General features: G+C 61.9%; 14 protein-coding genes. 4 read left to right on the plus strand and 10 right to left on the minus strand.

Going from position 1 to position 17381, the window contains the following annotated elements:
• Positions 1 to 82 precede the first annotated feature (82 nt).
• Positions 83 to 394 carry a YqfO family protein gene (locus SGN16_RS23795; protein ID WP_210640620.1) on the minus strand — a complete coding sequence of 104 codons (312 nt, stop codon included), beginning with the start codon at positions 392 to 394 and terminating at the stop codon, positions 83 to 85.
• 4 nt (positions 395 to 398) lie between these two features.
• Positions 399 to 4295 (minus strand): phosphoribosylformylglycinamidine synthase, encoded by a 3897-nt coding sequence (gene purL / locus SGN16_RS23800; protein ID WP_335945143.1) that lies wholly within the window; start codon positions 4293 to 4295, stop codon positions 399 to 401.
• A gap of 288 nt (positions 4296 to 4583) precedes the next feature.
• Between purL and mltF the strand changes: the two genes are divergently transcribed.
• Positions 4584 to 6044, plus strand: a complete 1461-nt coding sequence (mltF, locus tag SGN16_RS23805) for a membrane-bound lytic murein transglycosylase MltF (RefSeq protein ID WP_210640625.1) — start codon at positions 4584 to 4586, stop codon at positions 6042 to 6044.
• Between the two features lie 120 nt (positions 6045 to 6164).
• Here mltF and pdxJ read toward each other — a convergent pair whose 3' ends face one another.
• The 8 genes from pdxJ to lptF all read right to left on the minus strand — a co-directional run bounded on the left by pdxJ (position 6165) and on the right by lptF (position 14681).
• A complete protein-coding gene (gene pdxJ / locus SGN16_RS23810; RefSeq protein ID WP_210640627.1) occupies positions 6165 to 6908 on the minus strand; it encodes a pyridoxine 5'-phosphate synthase in 744 nt (247 codons plus the stop codon).
• Between the two features lie 49 nt (positions 6909 to 6957).
• Positions 6958 to 7647, minus strand: a complete 690-nt coding sequence (gene recO, locus SGN16_RS23815; protein WP_335945144.1) for a DNA repair protein RecO — start codon at positions 7645 to 7647, stop codon at positions 6958 to 6960.
• A gap of 172 nt (positions 7648 to 7819) precedes the next feature.
• Positions 7820 to 8722 carry a GTPase Era gene (gene era, locus SGN16_RS23820; RefSeq protein ID WP_063324534.1) on the minus strand — a complete coding sequence of 301 codons (903 nt, stop codon included), beginning with the start codon at positions 8720 to 8722 and terminating at the stop codon, positions 7820 to 7822.
• The gene (rnc, locus tag SGN16_RS23825) at positions 8715 to 9404 is read right to left on the minus strand and encodes a ribonuclease III (RefSeq protein ID WP_210640630.1); all 690 of its coding nucleotides are present in this window, start codon (positions 9402 to 9404) and stop codon (positions 8715 to 8717) included. The genes era and rnc overlap by 8 nt, the downstream gene beginning before the upstream one ends.
• Positions 9405 to 9588: 184 nt before the next feature.
• On the minus strand, positions 9589 to 10443 hold the full coding sequence (gene lepB, locus SGN16_RS23830; RefSeq protein WP_210640632.1) for a signal peptidase I: 855 nt from the start codon (positions 10441 to 10443) through the stop codon (positions 9589 to 9591).
• 5 nt (positions 10444 to 10448) lie between these two features.
• Positions 10449 to 12248 carry a translation elongation factor 4 gene (gene lepA / locus SGN16_RS23835; protein WP_210640640.1) on the minus strand — a complete coding sequence of 600 codons (1800 nt, stop codon included), beginning with the start codon at positions 12246 to 12248 and terminating at the stop codon, positions 10449 to 10451.
• Between the two features lie 257 nt (positions 12249 to 12505).
• A complete protein-coding gene (gene lptG, locus SGN16_RS23840; protein WP_210640642.1) occupies positions 12506 to 13567 on the minus strand; it encodes an LPS export ABC transporter permease LptG in 1062 nt (353 codons plus the stop codon).
• The gene (gene lptF / locus SGN16_RS23845; protein WP_335945145.1) at positions 13560 to 14681 is read right to left on the minus strand and encodes an LPS export ABC transporter permease LptF; all 1122 of its coding nucleotides are present in this window, start codon (positions 14679 to 14681) and stop codon (positions 13560 to 13562) included. The genes lptG and lptF overlap by 8 nt, the downstream gene beginning before the upstream one ends.
• A 315-nt stretch (positions 14682 to 14996) precedes the next feature.
• On the opposite strand from lptF, the gene SGN16_RS23850 reads away from it, so the two are divergent.
• The 3 genes from SGN16_RS23850 to SGN16_RS23860 are packed head-to-tail and all read left to right on the plus strand — an operon-like array spanning position 14997 to position 17349.
• Positions 14997 to 16487, plus strand: a complete 1491-nt coding sequence (locus tag SGN16_RS23850) for a leucyl aminopeptidase (RefSeq protein ID WP_210640646.1) — start codon at positions 14997 to 14999, stop codon at positions 16485 to 16487.
• A gap of 60 nt (positions 16488 to 16547) precedes the next feature.
• Positions 16548 to 16976, plus strand: coding sequence for a DNA polymerase III subunit chi (locus tag SGN16_RS23855; protein ID WP_210640648.1), 429 nt, complete (start codon positions 16548 to 16550; stop codon positions 16974 to 16976).
• Positions 16977 to 16983: 7 nt separating this feature from the next.
• A complete protein-coding gene (locus SGN16_RS23860) occupies positions 16984 to 17349 on the plus strand; it encodes a DNA polymerase III subunit chi (protein ID WP_210640651.1) in 366 nt (121 codons plus the stop codon).
• Positions 17350 to 17381 lie beyond the last annotated feature (32 nt).

Here is a 17381-nt window from a genome sequence, read left to right on the forward strand (position 1 = left end):
GGTCGGGTTTTCAGCATTAATCGCGCCCAATAAAAAACCCGCTGAATCAATCAGCGGGTTTTTCATTCAAGCGCCAGAAGGATCAAAAATCCTCCAACCGCCACACCTCATACGCCGGTGTCTCGTAGGGATGGCTCTGCTTCAACGCCGCCACCACCGAACGGATCAACTCATCGGCAACGACAAGCTCCACCTTCCATTCCTCGACCTGCTCGACCTGCCCCGCCTCGCCAATGAACGGCTGGCTGCCGTCCAACGGGCGGAACTGGCCCAGGCCCAGCACTTGCCAGGCACAGTGGTCATAGTCGCCGATCCGCCCGCCACCGGCGGCGAATACGGCGCTTTTGACCACGTCCAGGTGGCTGGCCGGGACGAAGAAGCAGAGCTTGTACACCGCCTCAGTTCACCCAGACGCGGGCGTTGCGGAACATGCGCATCCATGGCGCGTCTTCGTTCCAGTCGTCCGAACGCCACGAGTTCTGCACCGCGCGGAATACCCGCTCGGGGTGCGGCATCATGATCGTGACGCGGCCGTCGCGGCTGGTCAGGCCGGTGATCCCGCGCGGCGAGCCGTTCGGGTTGGCCGGGTAGGTTTCGGTGACCTTGCCGTGGTTGTCGACGAAACGCAGCGACACGCAACCGGACAAGTCGGCTTCGAGCAGGGCTTCTTCGCTTTCGAATTCGGCATGGCCTTCGCCGTGGGCGATGGCGATCGGCATGCGCGAACCGGCCATGCCCTGCAGGAAGATCGAGTTCGACTCCTGGACCTGGACCATCGCCACGCGGGCTTCGAACTGCTCGGAACGGTTACGCACGAAGTGCGGCCAGAACTCGCTGCCCGGGATCAGCTCGTGCAGGTTGGACATCATCTGGCAACCGTTGCACACGCCGAGGGTGAAGCTGTCGGTCCGTTCGAAGAAACCCTGGAACGCATCACGGGCGCGGCTGTTGAACAGCGCCGACTTGGCCCAGCCTTCACCGGCGCCCAGCACGTCGCCGTAGGAGAAACCGCCACAGGCGACCATGCCCTTGAAGTCGTTCAGGTCGACACGGCCAGCCAGGATGTCGCTCATGTGCACGTCGATCGCGCTGAAACCGGCGCGGTCGAATGCCGCCGCCATTTCCACCTGGCCGTTGACGCCCTGCTCGCGCAGTACCGCTACTTGTGGGCGAATGCCTTTCTTGATGTAAGGCGCGGCCACATCGTGGTTGACGTCGTAGCTGAGCTTGGCGCTCAGGCCTGGGTTGTCCTCTTCCAGCAGCGCGTCGAATTCCTGCTCGGCGCAGTCGGCATTGTCGCGCAGGCGCTGGATCTGGTAGCTGGTTTCCGCCCACTGGCGCTGCAACAGGCTACGCTGGCCTTCGAAGACGGTGTCGCCGTTGAAGGTGATGTTGATGTGGGCGTTGTTGATCGGCTGACCGATCACCGAGACGCAGTCGGCCAGGCCAGCGGCGCTGAACTGAGCGAGGATGTCCGGGGTGGCGTCCTGGCGAACCTGGATCACCGCACCCAGTTCTTCGTTGAACAGGATGGCCGGGATTTCAGCGGTGGACTCTGCAACGCTGTCGAGGGTCAAGCTCAGGCCGCAATGGCCGGCGAAAGCCATTTCCACCACGGTGGTCAGCAAACCACCATCGGAACGGTCATGGTAGGCCAGCAAGTGACCGTCGGCGTTGAGGCCCTGGATGACGGCGAAGAACGCCTTCAGGTCTTCGGCATCATCGACGTCCGGCGCTTGCGAGCCGAGCTTGCCGTGCACCTGGGCCAGGATCGAGGCACCCATGCGGTTCTGGCCACGGCCCAGGTCGATCAGGATCAGGTCGGTGGTGCCCTTGTCCATGCGCAGTTGCGGGGTCAGGGTCTGGCGGATGTCTGTGACCGGGGCGAAACCGGTGACGATCAGCGACAGTGGCGAGGTCACGCTCTTGTCCACGCCTTCATCGTTCCAGCGCGTGGCCATGGACATGGAGTCCTTGCCTACCGGAATGGTGATGCCCAGCTCCGGGCACAGCTCCATGCCGACGGCCTTGACGGTGTCGTACAGACGGGCGTCTTCACCCGGGTGGCCAGCGGCGGACATCCAGTTGGCCGACAGCTTGATGTCGGAGATCTTGCCGATGCGCGAGGCCGCGATGTTGGTCAGGGTCTCGCCAATCGCCATGCGGCCCGACGCCGGAGCGTCCAGCAGTGCCAGCGGCGTGCGCTCGCCCATGGCCATCGCTTCACCGGTGTAGACGTCGAAGCTGGTGGCGGTCACGGCAACGTCGGCCACCGGCACTTGCCACGGGCCGACCATCTGGTCACGGGCCACGAGGCCGGTGATGGTGCGGTCGCCAATGGTGATCAGGAAACTTTTGCTCGCCACGGCCGGGTGGTGCAGTACGCGTTCGATGGAATCAGCAACGTCGAGCGTCGACGGGTCGAAATCATCGCCCAGCTCGGCTTCACGGACGGCCGAACGGTGCATGCGCGGGGCCTTGCCCAGCAGCACTTCCAGTGGCATGTCCACCGGGCTGTTGCCGAAGTGGCTGTCGGTGACGGTCAGTTGCGGCTCGGCGGTGGCTTCACCGACCACGGCGAACGGGCAGCGCTCGCGTTCGCAAATGGCCTGGAAGCGTTCGAAGTCAGCCGGGCCGACCGCCAGGACGTAACGTTCCTGGGATTCGTTGCTCCAGATTTCGTGCGGGGCCATGCCCGGCTCGTCGTTCGGAATGTTGCGCAGTTCGAAGCGGCCACCACGGCCACCGTCGTTGACCAGTTCCGGGAAGGCGTTGGACAGGCCGCCCGCGCCGACGTCGTGGATGAAGCTGATGGGGTTGTGTTCGCCCAACTGCCAGCAACGGTCGATGACTTCCTGGCAACGGCGTTCCATTTCCGGGTTTTCCCGCTGGACCGAGGCGAAGTCCAGGTCTGCCGAGCTGGTGCCGGTGGCCATGGAGGAAGCCGCGCCGCCGCCCAGGCCGATCAGCATGGCCGGGCCACCGAGGACGATCAGCTTGGAGCCAACCAGGATTTCGCCTTTCTGCACGTGGTCGGCGCGGATGTTGCCCATGCCGCCGGCAAGCATGATCGGCTTGTGGTAACCACGAACTTCTTCACCGCGCGGGGTGCTGATGGACTGTTCGAAGGTACGGAAGTAACCGGTCAGGGCCGGACGGCCGAATTCGTTGTTGAACGCCGCGCCCCCAAGAGGGCCTTCGATCATGATGTCCAGGGCGTTGACGATACGCTCAGGCTTGCCGTACGGTTTTTCCCACGGCTGTTCGAAGCCCGGGATCTGCAGGTTCGACACGGTGAAGCCGGTCAGGCCAGCCTTGGGCTTGGCGCCGCGACCGGTGGCGCCTTCGTCGCGGATCTCGCCACCGGAACCGGTGGACGCGCCCGGGAACGGCGCGATGGCGGTCGGGTGGTTGTGGGTCTCGACTTTCATCAGGATGTGCACCGGCTCCTGGACCGCACCGTACTGGCGGGTCTCAGGGTTCGGGTAGAAGCGACCGGCGACGTTGCCGACGATCACCGCCGCGTTGTCCTTGTAGGCCGACAGCACACCTTCGTTGTGCATCTGGTAGGTGTTCTTGATCATGCCGAACAGGCTTTTTTCCTGGCTCTGGCCGTCAATGTCCCAACTGGCGTTGAAGATCTTGTGGCGGCAGTGCTCGGAGTTGGCCTGGGCGAACATCATCAGTTCGATGTCGTGGGGGTTGCGCTTCAAGCCCTGGAAGGCGTTGACCAGATAATCGATCTCGTCTTCGGCCAGGGCCAGGCCCAGCTCGGCGTTGGCTTTTTCCAGCGCGGCGCGGCCGCCGCCCAACACGTCGATGGCGGTCAGTGGCTTGGGTTCGGCGTGGCTGAACAGGCCGGCAGCCTGCTCCAGGTTACCCAGTACGACCTGGGTCATGCGGTCATGCAAGCCGTCGGCGATCAGTTGGGCCTCAGCCTCGCTGAACTCACCGGCGACATAAAAGGCAATGCCGCGCTCCAGGCGCTGGATTTTCGCCAGGCCGCAATTGCGGGCAATGTCGCTGGCCTTGCTCGACCACGGCGAAATGGTGCCAAAACGTGGCAGCACCAGGAACAGGCGACCGGTCGGCTCCTGGACGGGAACACTGGGACCGTACTTCAGAAGGCGCGCGAGCACCTGCTGTTCGTCGCCGGTCAAACCGCCGGTGACTTCGGCGAAGTGAGCGAATTCAGCATACAAGCCACTGACAGCCGGTACCTTCTGGCTCAGTTGCTCAAGGAGTTTGCTGTGGCGAAAGGCAGAAAGGGCAGGAGCGCCGCGCAGGATCAACATCTTCGGGACAGCCTCGGGAAGGGGGTGTGCTTTGAGGCCGTGCATTCTAGCCTAAACCGCCGGCAACGGCACCCGAAACGGCACGCGCGGTGCAGGCCGAATGTCGGTCTTTGCGCCAACGGCCCTGTCGGGAGCCTATTACCCTGATCCTGGCGAGATATTTTTCAGCGGTGCAAAGCTCGTCCCACGCCGGCCCGCCTGCGTTACGGACATGTTTTGCAACGGCTAGCAGACTGGCCTTTTGCTGTCGAGATATGGCGGCAGGGGCCGTTTGCGTATACTGCGCAGATGTTTTCCCCAACGGCTTTGCGTCCGCGATACGCCAAATGGCTGATCGCTACCGGACTCTTCCTGGTGCTCGGTGGTTGTGTTGAGAAACCCAACACACTGGAGCGCGTAAAGGAGGATGGCGTGCTGCGGGTGGTTACCCGAAACAGCCCTGCCACCTACTTTGAGGATCGCAACGGTGAAACCGGCTTCGAATACGAGCTGGTGAAGCGCTTCGCCGACGATTTGGGGGTAGAGCTGAAAATCGAGGCCGCCGACAATCTCGACGACCTGTTCAACCAGATCGGCAAACCCAATGGCCCGGTGCTGGCGGCTGCCGGCCTGGTCAGCAGTGAGCAGCGCAAGAAACAGGTGCGGTTTTCCCACCCCTACCTGGAAGTGACCCCGCAAGTCATCTACCGCAACGGTCAGTCCCGCCCTACCGATGCCGCCGCCCTGGCCGGCAAGAAGATCATGGTGCTCAAGGGCAGCACCCACGCCGAACAGCTGGCGCAGTTGAAACAGCAATATCCAGGCATCGAATACGAAGAGTCCGACGCGGTTGAAGTGGTCGACTTGCTGCGCATGGTCGATGAGGGCCAGATCGACCTGACCCTGGTGGACTCCAACGAAGTGGCGATGAACCAGGTGTATTTCCCCAACGTGCGCGTGGCCTTCGACCTGGGCGACGCCCGCAGCCAGAGCTGGGCGGTGGCGCCCGGCGAAGACAACAGCCTGCTCAACGAAATCAACGCCTACCTCGACAAGGTGCAGAAGAACGGCACGCTACAGCGCTTGAAAGACCGTTATTACGGGCACGTCGATGTCCTCGGCTACATGGGCGCTACCACCTTCGCCCAGCATTTGCAGCAACGGCTGCCCAAATACGAGCAACACTTCAAGGCCTCCGCCAAGAAAGAGAAAGTCGATTGGCGCCTGTTGGCCGCGATTGGCTATCAGGAATCGCTGTGGCAACCGGCTGTGACCTCCAAGACCGGGGTGCGCGGCCTGATGATGCTGACCCAGAACACCGCCCAGGCCATGGGCGTGTCCAACCGCCTGGATCCGAAGCAGAGCATCATGGGCGGGGCCAAGTACCTGGCCTACATGAAGGATCAACTGGACGAGAGCATCGAGGAGCCGGACCGCACCTGGTTCGCCCTCGCCGCCTACAACGTGGGCAGCGGTCACTTGGACGACGCCCGTAAACTGGCAGCCAAGGAAGGGCTGAACCCGAACAAGTGGCTGGATGTGAAGAAGATCCTGCCGCGCCTGTCCCAGAAACAGTGGTACAGCAAGACCCGCTACGGCTACGCCCGGGGCGGCGAGCCGGTGCATTTCGTGGCGAACATCCGTCGCTACTACGACATCCTGACCTGGGTCACGCAGCCGCAACTCGAAGGCAACCAGGTGGCCGAGGGTAACCTGCACGTGCCGGGCGTCGACAAGAGCAAGCCGAACCAGGAAACCCCGCCACTTTAAGTCATACCCCCCCTGTGGGAGCGAGCTTGCTCGCGATGAGGGCCTGACATTCAGCATTGATGTTGACTGTCAGCCCGCTATCGCGAGCAAGCTCGCTCCCACAGGAGGTTGATGGCGGGATCAGGATTTGGCGGCAGCCAGGATCAGCGCTTTCATTTCCGATACCGCCGACTTGAACCCGACGAACAACGCATGGGCCACCAGTGCATGGCCGATGTTCAGTTCGTTGATACCCTTGATCGCCGCGACGGCTTCAACGTTGTGGTAGTGCAAGCCATGGCCGGCATTGACGATCAGGCCCTGGGCCAGGCCGAAGGCGACGCCGTCGGCTACGCGCTGCAGCTCATCAGCCACGTCCGTTGGCGTTTCGGCATCGGCGTAACGGCCGGTGTGCAGTTCGATGGCCGGGGCGCCAACACGCTTGGAGGCTGCGATCTGCCGCTCGTCGGCATCGATGAACAACGATACCTCGGCACCGATCTTCGACAGTCGCTCCACCGCCGCCATGATCCGCGCTTCCTGCCCTGCCACGTCCAGGCCGCCTTCGGTGGTCAATTCCTGGCGCGTTTCCGGCACCAGGCAAATGTGCGCCGGGCGGATGCGCTCGGCGAACGCCATCATTTCTTCGGTCACGCCCATTTCGAAGTTCATGCGGGTTTGCAGCACGTCCTTGAGCAGCAGCACATCGCGCTCCTGGATGTGGCGACGGTCTTCACGCAAATGCACGGTGATGCCGTCGGCGCCCGCCTCTTCGGCATCCAGTGCAGCCTTGACCGGATCCGGGTAGCGCGTACCGCGGGCCTGGCGCAGGGTGGCGACATGGTCGATGTTCACGCCGAGAAGAATGCGATTGCTGGTGCTCACGAAAAGACTCCTGAAGGGACAAATAGTCGGCCCACAGCATACGGGTTGATCAGGGCTTGCGAAACAGCTCGCGACTGACCAGCGGCCGGCCACCCAAATGAACCGCCAAGGCCTGGCGCATCAGGCGCTTGGCCGCCGACAAAGCGCCCGGCGCACTCCAGTCGGCCTCGGCCATGGCCAGAAGCTCAGCGCCGTTGAACAGCCCGGGCTGCAGCAGATAGACCTGCTCCAGGCCCGCATCCACCTGCAAGCGGTACAGGCCGTCGGCGGCGATGGGTTCGCCATGCAGGTCGGTGTTCAGGGCAAAGCCATAGCCGAGGTCGTCCAGCAGCCGCCATTCGAACGAGCGCAGCAGCGGTTCCAGCGCACGGCCTTCGGCCAGGGCCAACAGCGTGGCAGCGTAGTGGTCGAAGACGGCAGGATGAGGATCTTCGGCGGGCAGCAGGCGGATCAGCAATTCATTGAGGTACAAGCCACTGAACAGTGCCTCGCCGTTGAGCCACGCCGCCACGCCATTGCTTTCCATGCGCCCGACATTCTTCAGCTCGCCCCGCCCCCGGAATTCGACTTCCAGCGGCACGAACGGCCGCGCCAGCGTCCCGGCCTTGCCCCGCGCCCCGCGCAACACCGCCCGCAACCGCCCTTGCGGCGTGAGGAAGTCCACCAGGGCGCTGCTTTCACGGTAGGCGCGCGAGTGCAGGACGTAGGCGGGTTGGGCGATGGGTTGGGCGGGGGACATGGGAATCGCAGTTCTCAATGAGCGAGCACAGTTTTACAAGCAACCCCAAACCAATGTGGGAGCGAGCTTGCTCGCGATAACGGACTTTCAGTCAACATCCATGTTGAATATCAGGCCCTCATCGCGAGCAAGCTCGCTCCCACAATGGTTCTCGGTGTATCCGGTTATGCGATCAGAGGTCGCCGTAACCCAGCGAACGCAACGCCCGCTCGTCATCGGACCAGCCACCCTTCACCTTGACCCACAGGTTGAGCATGATCTTGGAGTCGAACAACAGCTCCATGTCCTTGCGCGCTTCGGTGCCGATGCGTTTGATGCGCTCGCCCTTGTCGCCGATGATGATTTTCTTCTGGCCGTCACGCTCGACGAGGATCAACGCATGGATATGCAGGGTCTTGCCCTGCTGCTTGAACTCTTCGATTTCCACGGTGATCTGGTACGGCAGCTCGGCGCCCATCTGGCGCATGATTTTTTCGCGCACCAGTTCCGCGGCGAGGAAACGGCTGCTGCGGTCGGTGATCTGGTCTTCGGGGAAGAAGTGATCGTTTTCCGGCAGGTGCTCGGCAATCACCCGCTCCAGCGCGTCGAGGTTATGCCCATGCTGGGCAGAAATCGGGATGATCTGGGCGTTCGGCAGCTGTTCCTGCAACCAGGACAGATGCGGCATCAGCTCAGCCTTGTCTTCGATGCGGTCGGTCTTGTTCAGCGCCACGATCAGCGGACCGGTGACGTACTGGACGCGCTCGAGAACCATCTGGTCTTCGTCAGTCCACTTGGTGCGATCGACCACGAAGATCACTACATCGACATCTTTCAACGCCGCCGAAGCGGTCTTGTTCATGTAGCGGTTCAAGGCCTTTTCACCGCCCTTGTGCATGCCCGGGGTGTCGACGTAGATCGCCTGCACGGCGCCTTCGGTCTTGATCCCCAGCATGTTGTGGCGAGTGGTCTGGGGCTTGCGCGAGGTGATCGCCAGCTTCTGGCCCAGGATGTGGTTCAGCAGCGTGGACTTGCCCACGTTCGGCCGGCCGACAATGGCGACATAGCCGCAGCGGGTGACGGTTGTATCAGTCATTGCCATTCTCCACGCCCAGGGCAATCAGTGCTGCGGCGGCCGCTACCTGTTCGGCAATACGACGACTCACACCCTGACCTCGGCTTTTTTCATTCAATAAGACCACTTCGCATTCGACGAAGAAGGTTCGGCAATGCGGCTCACCCTGGATGTCCACGACTTCGTAGCGCGGCAGCTCGCAACTGCGTGATTGCAGGAATTCCTGCAAACGGGTTTTCGGGTCCTTGTTGGTGTCCACCAGCGTCAGGCTGTCGATCTCGGAAGTCAGCCAGGCCAGCACGCGCTCGCGCGCCATTTCCATGCCCGAATCCAGGTAGATCGCGCCAATCAACGCTTCCAGGGCGTCAGCCAGGATCGACTCACGACGGAAACCGCCGCTCTTCAATTCACCGGAGCCCAGGCGCAGGTATTCACCCAGGTCAAAACCACGGGCCAGTACGGCCAGGGTCTCACCTTTTACCAGGCGCGCGCGCAAACGCGACAACTGGCCTTCGCGGGCCAACGGGAAACGTTCGAACAACGCCTCGCCAGCCACGAAATTGAGGATGGCATCACCGAGGAATTCCAGGCGTTCGTTGTTGCGCCCGGCAAAACTGCGGTGAGTGAGGGCCAGGACCATCAGTTCCTGGTCCTTGAAGGTGTAGCCGAGCTGACGCTCGAGACGGCTGAGAGAAACGCTCACGGTTTACCCACGCTGAGTTCGTGGCTGGATTCCACCGCCACGGCGGCAAGGCGCCGTTGGCTTGGGACAATTAACGCTGTGTTCAAAAATGACGTCCTGACTATCGTTGGCTTCATGCCTTCGGGCAGCCTTGTGCAGGCTCCAGAAATGCATTCGGCGCTGTGTTCAACAGCGCCGTGTGTGATTACTTGATCAGGCCAACCCGCGAAAAATTCGGCAGGTGACTGAGTTTGGGTTCCGGCCAGCTCATCCAGACCGCGAAGGCCTTGCCGACGATATTCCGGTCGGGGACCATGCCCAGCATGTCCTTGGGAATGTTTGGATCATCCCAGTAACGGCTGTCGTTGGAGTTGTCGCGGTTGTCGCCCATCATGAAATAGTGCCCGGCCGGCACGGTCCACGAATGGTCCGGCGTAGCACGGTAGCGGCTCATTTCCTTGCGGATCAAATGCTCGACCTCTCCGAGTTTTTCCTGGTAGAGCTCGGCACTGCCCAGTGTGCCCGGCTCGGAGCCGATCAGCTGTTCGGCCACCAGTTCACCGTTGACGAACAGACGCTTGTCGGCGGTGTAGCGGATCTTGTCGCCCGGCAGGCCGACCACACGCTTGATGTAGTTGACGTTCGGGTCGCTGGGGAAGCGGAACACCATTACATCGCCGCGTTGCGGGTCACCGACCTCGATGACTTTCTTGTCGATCACCGGCAGGCGGATCCCGTAGGAGAACTTGTTCACCAGGATGAAATCGCCCACGTCCAGGGTAGGTTTCATGGAACCGGATGGGATCTGGAACGGCTCCACCAGGAACGAGCGCAGCACCAATACGATGAACAGCACCGGAAAGAACGACTTGCCGTATTCGACCAGCAGCGGTTCCTTGTTGAGCTTTTCGATCACCACACCATCAGGCTGGCTGACGCTGCCCTGATAGGAGGCGATGGCTGCCCGGCGCCGAGGCGCCAGGAACAACAGATCAAGCAACGCCAACAGGCCGCAGACGAACACGGCGATTACCAGCAACAGCGGGAAATTTAGCGACATAGGACCTAACTATCCAACCTGAGCACCGCAAGGAAGGCTTCCTGTGGAATTTCCACGTTACCGACCTGCTTCATGCGTTTTTTACCGGCCTTCTGCTTTTCCAACAGCTTGCGCTTGCGGCTGACGTCGCCGCCGTAGCATTTGGCCAATACGTTCTTTCTGAGCGCCTTGACGGTTGTACGCGCCACAATCTGCCCGCCAATGGCGGCCTGGATTGCCACGTCGAACATCTGCCGCGGAATCAGTTCCTTCATCTTTTCGGTCAATGCACGACCTTTGTAATGCGCGTTGTCACGGTGCACGATCAATGCCAGGGCATCGACTTTCTCACCGTTGATCAGCACATCCAGCTTCACCAGATTAGCCGATTGATAACGATCGAAATGATAGTCCAGCGAAGCATAGCCGCGACTGGTGGATTTCAGGCGATCGAAGAAGTCCAGCACCACTTCGTTCATCGGCAGGTCGTAGGTCACTTGGACCTGGCTGCCAAGAAACAGCATGTCGTGCTGTACGCCGCGCTTTTCAATGCACAGGGTAATGACGTTGCCCAGGTGCTCCTGAGGCACAAGGATGTTGGCCCGCACGATCGGCTCGCGCATATCCTCGATAGCGGACAGGTCTGGCAACTTGGACGGGTTGTCGACGTAAATGGTTTCGCCGTTCTTGAGCAGCAGCTCGAAGATTACGGTCGGTGCCGTGGTAATCAGGTCCAGGTCGTACTCGCGCTCCAGGCGCTCCTGGATGATTTCCATGTGCAGCATGCCCAGGAACCCGCAACGGAAGCCGAAGCCCAGGGCGTCGGAGCTTTCCGGGGTGTATTGCAGGGACGAGTCGTTCAGCGTCAGCTTTTGCAGGGCTTCGCGGAAGTCTTCGAAATCGTCGGAGCTGACCGGGAACAGGCCGGCGTAGACCTGCGGCTGGATCCGCTTGAAACCGGGCAGCACATCGACGTCGGGAGTGGAGCTCAAGGTCAGGGTGTCACCGACCGGCGCCCCGTGGATGTCCTTGATGCCGGCGATGATGAAGCCTACTTCACCGGCCTTCAGGTCGACCGTGGCGGTGTGTTTCGGATTGAACACACCGACGCTGTCCACCAGGTGGATCTTGCCGGTGGATTTGACCAGGATCTTGTCGCCCTTCTTCACGCGGCCATGGCGCACACGAACCAGGGACACCACACCCAGGTAATTGTCGAACCAGGAGTCGATGATCAACGCTTGCAGCGGATCTTCGATGTTGCCGGTCGGCGCGGGAATGGTGTGCACCAGGCGCTCGAGCACTTCGTCCACGCCCAGGCCGGTCTTGGCGCTGCAGGTGACCGCGTCGGTGGCGTCGATGCCGATGATCTTCTCGATTTCTTCCTTCACGCGGTCCGGATCAGCCTGGGGCAGGTCGATCTTGTTCAGCACCGGCATGACTTCCAGGCCCTGCTCGATGGCCGTGTAGCAGTTGGCAACCGACTGGGCTTCGACGCCCTGGCCGGCGTCGACCACCAGCAAGGCACCTTCACAGGCCGCCAGCGACCGGCTGACTTCATAGGTGAAGTCAACGTGGCCCGGGGTATCGATGAAGTTCAGCTGATAGGTGATGCCGTCGCGGGCCTTGTAGTAGAGGGTAACGCTGTGGGCCTTGATGGTGATCCCGCGTTCACGCTCCAGATCCATGGAATCCAGGACCTGGGCTTCCATTTCACGCTCGGCCAGGCCGCCGCACATCTGGATGAAGCGATCAGCCAGCGTCGACTTGCCATGGTCAATGTGGGCGATGATGGAGAAATTGCGGATATGACTCAAATCACTCACGGATCAACACTCAAAAAGGCTGCAGGCATGGCCCGCCGAAAAATAGCCGGGAATTGTACCTGATACAGCGCGCAAGCGTCACGTTCGCCTGTCGATGAGCACTTGTGGCGAGGGGACTTATCCCCGCTGGACTGCGTAGCAGTCCCAGGATCTATCAGCCATTGCGAGGTATCAGGCAGAACGCAGGGGGCTGCTTGGCAGCCCACCGGGGATAAATCCCCTCGCCACAGAAGCTCCCCCGCCACAGGAAATTGGGGTCAACCGGCCCGACGCAGCAACCAGAGCCCTGCCAAGGCACAGACAGCAGCCGGCACCAGCACCGCAAACAGCGGCGAGAAACCGAACACCAGGCTCGATGGCCCCAGCAGATCCTGGGCAATACGGAAAGTGAAGCCCACCAGCACACCGGTAAACACGCGCTGGCCAAGGGTCACCGAACGCAGCGGGCCAAAGATGAAGGAAATCGCCATCAGCACCAGGGCAGCGGTGACCAGCGGTTGCAACACCTTGACCCAAAACGCCAGCCAGTAGCGGCCGTTGTTCAGGCCCTGGTCCGCCAGGTAGTGGATATACCCCCACAACCCCGTAATCGACAGGGACTCCGGCGCCATCACCACGGTGCTGAGCAATTGCGGGCTGATCGACACATCCCATCGCTCTTGCGGGGCGGTGACCACCTCGGTGCGCTTGTCGTGGAACAGGGTGGTGGTGACATCGCTCAGTTGCCAGTGATCGTCTGCGAACTTGGCGCGCTTGGCGAAGCTCGACGACAACATGTGCCGCTGCCCGTCAAAGCGATAACGGGTCACGCCATACAGGATGCCGTTGGGCTGGACCGAGTTGATGTGAATGAACTCATCGCCCTGGCGGTGCCACAGGCCGTGCTTGGCGCTTTGCGCATCGCCACCGCCCTGGGCCAGGGAGCGGTTGGCCTGGGCGGTATTCTCGGTGGCCGGGGCGATGTATTCGCCGATCAACACCCCCACCAGCATCAGCACCAGCATCGGCTTCATCACCGCCCAGACGATCCGACCAATGGACACGCCAGCGGCGCGCATGATGGTCAACTCGCTGTTGCTGGCCAGGCTGCCCAGGCCGATCAGGCAACCGATCAGCGCGGCCATCGGCAGCATGTCGTACAAGCGCCGCGGCGCAGTCAGCAGCACGTAGCTCGCCACGTCCGCCAGGGTATAGGTGTCGCTGACGTCGCTCATTTCATCGATGAAGGCAAACAGGGTCGCCAGGCCAAGAATGATCCCCAGCACTGCAAGGATCGCCATGAACACGCTGCTGCCGATGTAGCGGTCGAGTTTAACCACGGGCCACCTCCAGCGCGCTACGGCGACTGGCCAGCTTCAGGCGTAGCGGCTCCCAGTAGAGCAACCCCAGGCCGATGGCCAGGAAGATCGAGTGCACCCACCACAAGCCCAGGGCTGGCGGGATCTTGCCTTTCTCCAGCGCACTGCGGGCGGAAATCAGGATGGTCAGGTAGGCCATATAGAGAAGAATCGCCGGCAACAGCTTGAGGAAACGCCCCTGGCGCGGATTGACGCGCGCCAGCGGGACCGCCATGAGGGTGACGATGAACACCAGCAGCGGCAGTGACAGGCGCCATTGCAGCTCGGTGCGCGCACGGATGTCGTTGCTACCCAGCAAACTGGCGGTAGGCATGGCATCGCGGTCGGTGACTTCGTCACTGGCCTCGGGCTTGGGCAGCAGCACGCCATAGGTGTCGTACTTGATGGCTCGATAGTCGGCCTGGCCAGGCTTGCCGTCATAGCGGTAGCCGTTTTCCAGGATCAGGTAACGATTGCCGTCCGGGTTGATTTCCTGGCGGCCCTTCTCGGCCACCAGCACGGAAATGCCGCGATCCTTCTTGGTATCGGAAGACAGGTTCTTTTGCGTGATGAAGACACCGCCCAGGTCGATCCGGTCGTCCGACAGCTGCTCGGTGTAGGTGACGCGGGTACCGTCGCGCAACGCCTGGAAGCGCCCAGGCACCAGGGTGTCGAATTCGGTCATGGCGTCCTGCTGGTTGATCAGCAGTTGGAACTGGTTGGCACCCTGGGGCGACAGGCTCAGGCTCAGCCAGGCCACCACCAACGCCACCAGCGTGGCCGGGAACAGCGTGATGCGAAACAGGCGCTGCTGGCTCATGCCGGTGGCCGACAGCACGGTCATTTCGCTGTCCAGGTACAAGCGACCATAGGCCAGCAGAATGCCAAGGAACAACCCCAGCGGCAGGATCAGTTGCAGGAAGCCGGGCAGGCGAAAGCCCATGATCAGGAACAGGGAGCCCGGGTCCAGAGCGCCAGAGGCCGCCTGGGCGAGGTATTTGATGAAGCGTCCACTCATGATGATGACCAGCAGCACGGCGCTCACGGCGCTCAGGGTCAGCAGGACTTCGCGGGATAGATAACGAAAGACAATCAAACCAGACACTCCAAGGTTGTCAGGCTAAGGCGGCCAAACAAGCAAACGTATCGAGCCGGTCCGCCAACGCGAACCGCCGAAAAAAGAGCCGCATTATCCTGTGATTGGAGGCGCCTGTCACTGCGCACGCTTTAAACCGCCGCTTAAAGCCGCAAAGTAGCATTGCTAGTGGGGTTGTCAGGCTCGGGCGCCGGGGTTCAAACTGCGGCCTTTGTCGCCGGCAATACCGGCGCTTCTTTTATATAGAAGAAGCTCGCTCAGCGCGCCATTGTCTTAGGCGCCTGGCATCTTGACCATTGACTCAGGGATCCGGACATGGAACTGGTTGTAAAAAGCGTCAGCCCAGAAACGTTGAAAACCGCCACACTGGTAGTCGCCGTCGGTGAAAACCGCAAACTCGGCGTGGTCGCCACCCAGCTTGATACCCTTAGCGGCGGCGCCATCAGCGCCGTGCTCAAGCGCGGCGACCTGGCCGGCAAAGTCGGCCAGAGCCTGTTGCTGCACAACCTGCCCAACCTCAAGGCCGAACGCGTGCTGCTGGTAGGCGTGGGCAAGGATGCCGAACTGGGCGACCGTCCCTTGCGTAAAATCATCGCCGGCGTGCTGAGCACCCTCAAGGGCCTGGGTGGCGTTGATGCCGCACTGGCGCTGGACGAACTGGTGGTCAAGGGTCGTGACAGCTACGGCAAGAACCGACTGCTGGCCGAGACCCTGGTGGATGGCGAATACCAGTTCGACCAGTTCAAGAGCCAGAAAGCCGAACCCCGCGCCCTGAAAAAAATCACCCTGCTGACCATCAAGGCCGCCCAGGCCGAAGTCCAGCGCGCCGTGACCCACGCCACTGCGATTGCCAATGGCATGGCCTTCACCCGCGACCTGGGCAACCTGCCGCCAAACATCTGCCACCCGACGTTCATGGGTGAACAGGCCAAGGCCTTGGGCAAGGAATTCAAGGGCCTGAAAGTCGAAGTCTTCGACGAAAAGAAAATCAAAGACCTGGGCATGGGTTCGTTCTACTCCGTCGGCCAGGGCAGCGCCCAGCCGCCGCGCCTGATCGTCATGCAATATAACGGCGGCAAGAAATCCGAGAAGCCTTACGCGCTGGTGGGCAAGGGCATCACCTTCGACACCGGCGGCATCAGCCTCAAGCCCGGTGCCGGCATGGATGAAATGAAGTACGACATGGGCGGCGCCGCCAGCGTGTTCGGCACCCTGCGGGCCGTGCTCGAACTGCAATTGCCGATCAACCTGGTATGCATCCTGGCCTGCGCCGAGAACATGCCAAGCGGTACAGCCTCGCGTCCGGGCGACATCGTCACCACCATGAGCGGCCAGACCGTGGAAATCCTCAACACCGACGCCGAAGGCCGCCTGGTGCTGTGTGACGCCCTCACTTACTCCGAGCGCTTCAAGCCGCAAGCGGTGATCGACATCGCCACCCTGACCGGCGCCTGCGTCGTCGCCCTGGGCGCTCACACCTCGGGTTTGCTGGGCAACAACGACGAACTGATCGGCCAACTGCTCAGCGCCGGCCAGCAAGCCGACGACCGCGCCTGGCAGTTGCCACTGTTCGACGAGTACCAGGAGCAACTGGACAGCCCGTTCGCCGACATCGCCAATATCGGCGGCCCGAAAGCCGGGACCATCACCGCGGCGTGCTTCCTGTCGCGCTTCACCAAGAACCTGAACTGGGCGCACCTGGACATCGCCGGCACGGCCTGGACCAGCGGCGGCAAGGACAAGGGTGCCACCGGCCGTCCGGTGCCCCTGCTGACCCAGTACCTGCTGGACCGCGCCAAGGCCTGACACCGATGACCGCCGATGGCGTCGCCTGCCGGTGGCGCCATCGGCGACTCAGGAACCGCAATGACCAAAGTCGATTTCTACATCCTGCCCAGCGCCGATCCGTCGGCGCGGCTGGACTTCGCCTGCAAGCTCACCGAAAAGGCCTGGCGCATGGGCCATCGCATCTACCTGCATTGCAGCGATGCCGCCCAGCGCGAGGATCTGGATGCACGCCTTTGGGCCTTCAAGGGCGAAAGCTTCGTGCCCCACGGCCCGGCCGAAAGCGAGCCCGAGGGCTTGATCGTGCTGGGGCTGGGGGATGACTGCGGTCACCACCAGGACCTGCTGGTCAACCTTGACCTGAAGGTGCCGGCTTTCGCCCAGCGCTTCGCCCGCGTGGCGGAAGTGGTGGTGGAAGACCCGGCCATCCGTCAAGCCGCGCGGGAGAGTTTCCGCTTCTACCGCGAACAAGGCTATCCTCTGCAAGACCACCGTTTACAGCGACTCTGAGCCTACGATGGACACTCCAAAACCGCCGCAAAAGCCCACGCACCTGCTGGACGACCTCGAGTCGATCCGCCAACTGCTCGGCGACGACAACCTGCAACCACCGCTGTTGACCGATACGGTGGAGCACGCCCCCGTACACGACGAACAGATCCCGCTGTTGTTCGAACCGATCACCGGCCAACCCGAACCCAAGCCTGCCGCCAAGACCGAGGCCAAGGGTCCTGACGCCCTGCTGCACCTGGACAGCGAACTGCGCGCAGCCGCGCAATTGATCATGCAAGACGTCATCGACGACTTCGCCCCGCACATCGAGACCGAGATCAAGCGCCGGCTGGATGCGCGAATGGAGCGGTTGTTGAGTCAGTACGAGTAATATTCGACGCCTGATTGAATGCACTTCCTGTG

It is taken from the genome of Pseudomonas sp. G166 (assembly GCF_037027455.2).
In the GTDB taxonomy this organism is placed as follows: Bacteria; Pseudomonadota; Gammaproteobacteria; order Pseudomonadales; family Pseudomonadaceae; genus Aquipseudomonas.

Excerpts from the sequence above, each read along its gene's own strand:
- purL (WP_335945143.1), bottom strand. The coding sequence starts at position 4,295 with ATGTTGATCCTGCGCGGCGCTCCTGCCCTTTCTGCCTTTCGCCACAGC.
- mltF (WP_210640625.1), top strand. The coding sequence starts at position 4,584 with ATGTTTTCCCCAACGGCTTTGCGTCCGCGATACGCCAAATGGCTGATC.
- recO (WP_335945144.1), bottom strand. The coding sequence starts at position 7,647 with ATGTCCCCCGCCCAACCCATCGCCCAACCCGCCTACGTCCTGCACTCG.
- era (WP_063324534.1), bottom strand. The coding sequence starts at position 8,722 with ATGACTGATACAACCGTCACCCGCTGCGGCTATGTCGCCATTGTCGGC.
- lepB (WP_210640632.1), bottom strand. The coding sequence starts at position 10,443 with ATGTCGCTAAATTTCCCGCTGTTGCTGGTAATCGCCGTGTTCGTCTGC.
- SGN16_RS23850 (WP_210640646.1), top strand. The coding sequence starts at position 14,997 with ATGGAACTGGTTGTAAAAAGCGTCAGCCCAGAAACGTTGAAAACCGCC.
- SGN16_RS23855 (WP_210640648.1), top strand. The coding sequence starts at position 16,548 with ATGACCAAAGTCGATTTCTACATCCTGCCCAGCGCCGATCCGTCGGCG.
- SGN16_RS23860 (WP_210640651.1), top strand. The coding sequence starts at position 16,984 with ATGGACACTCCAAAACCGCCGCAAAAGCCCACGCACCTGCTGGACGAC.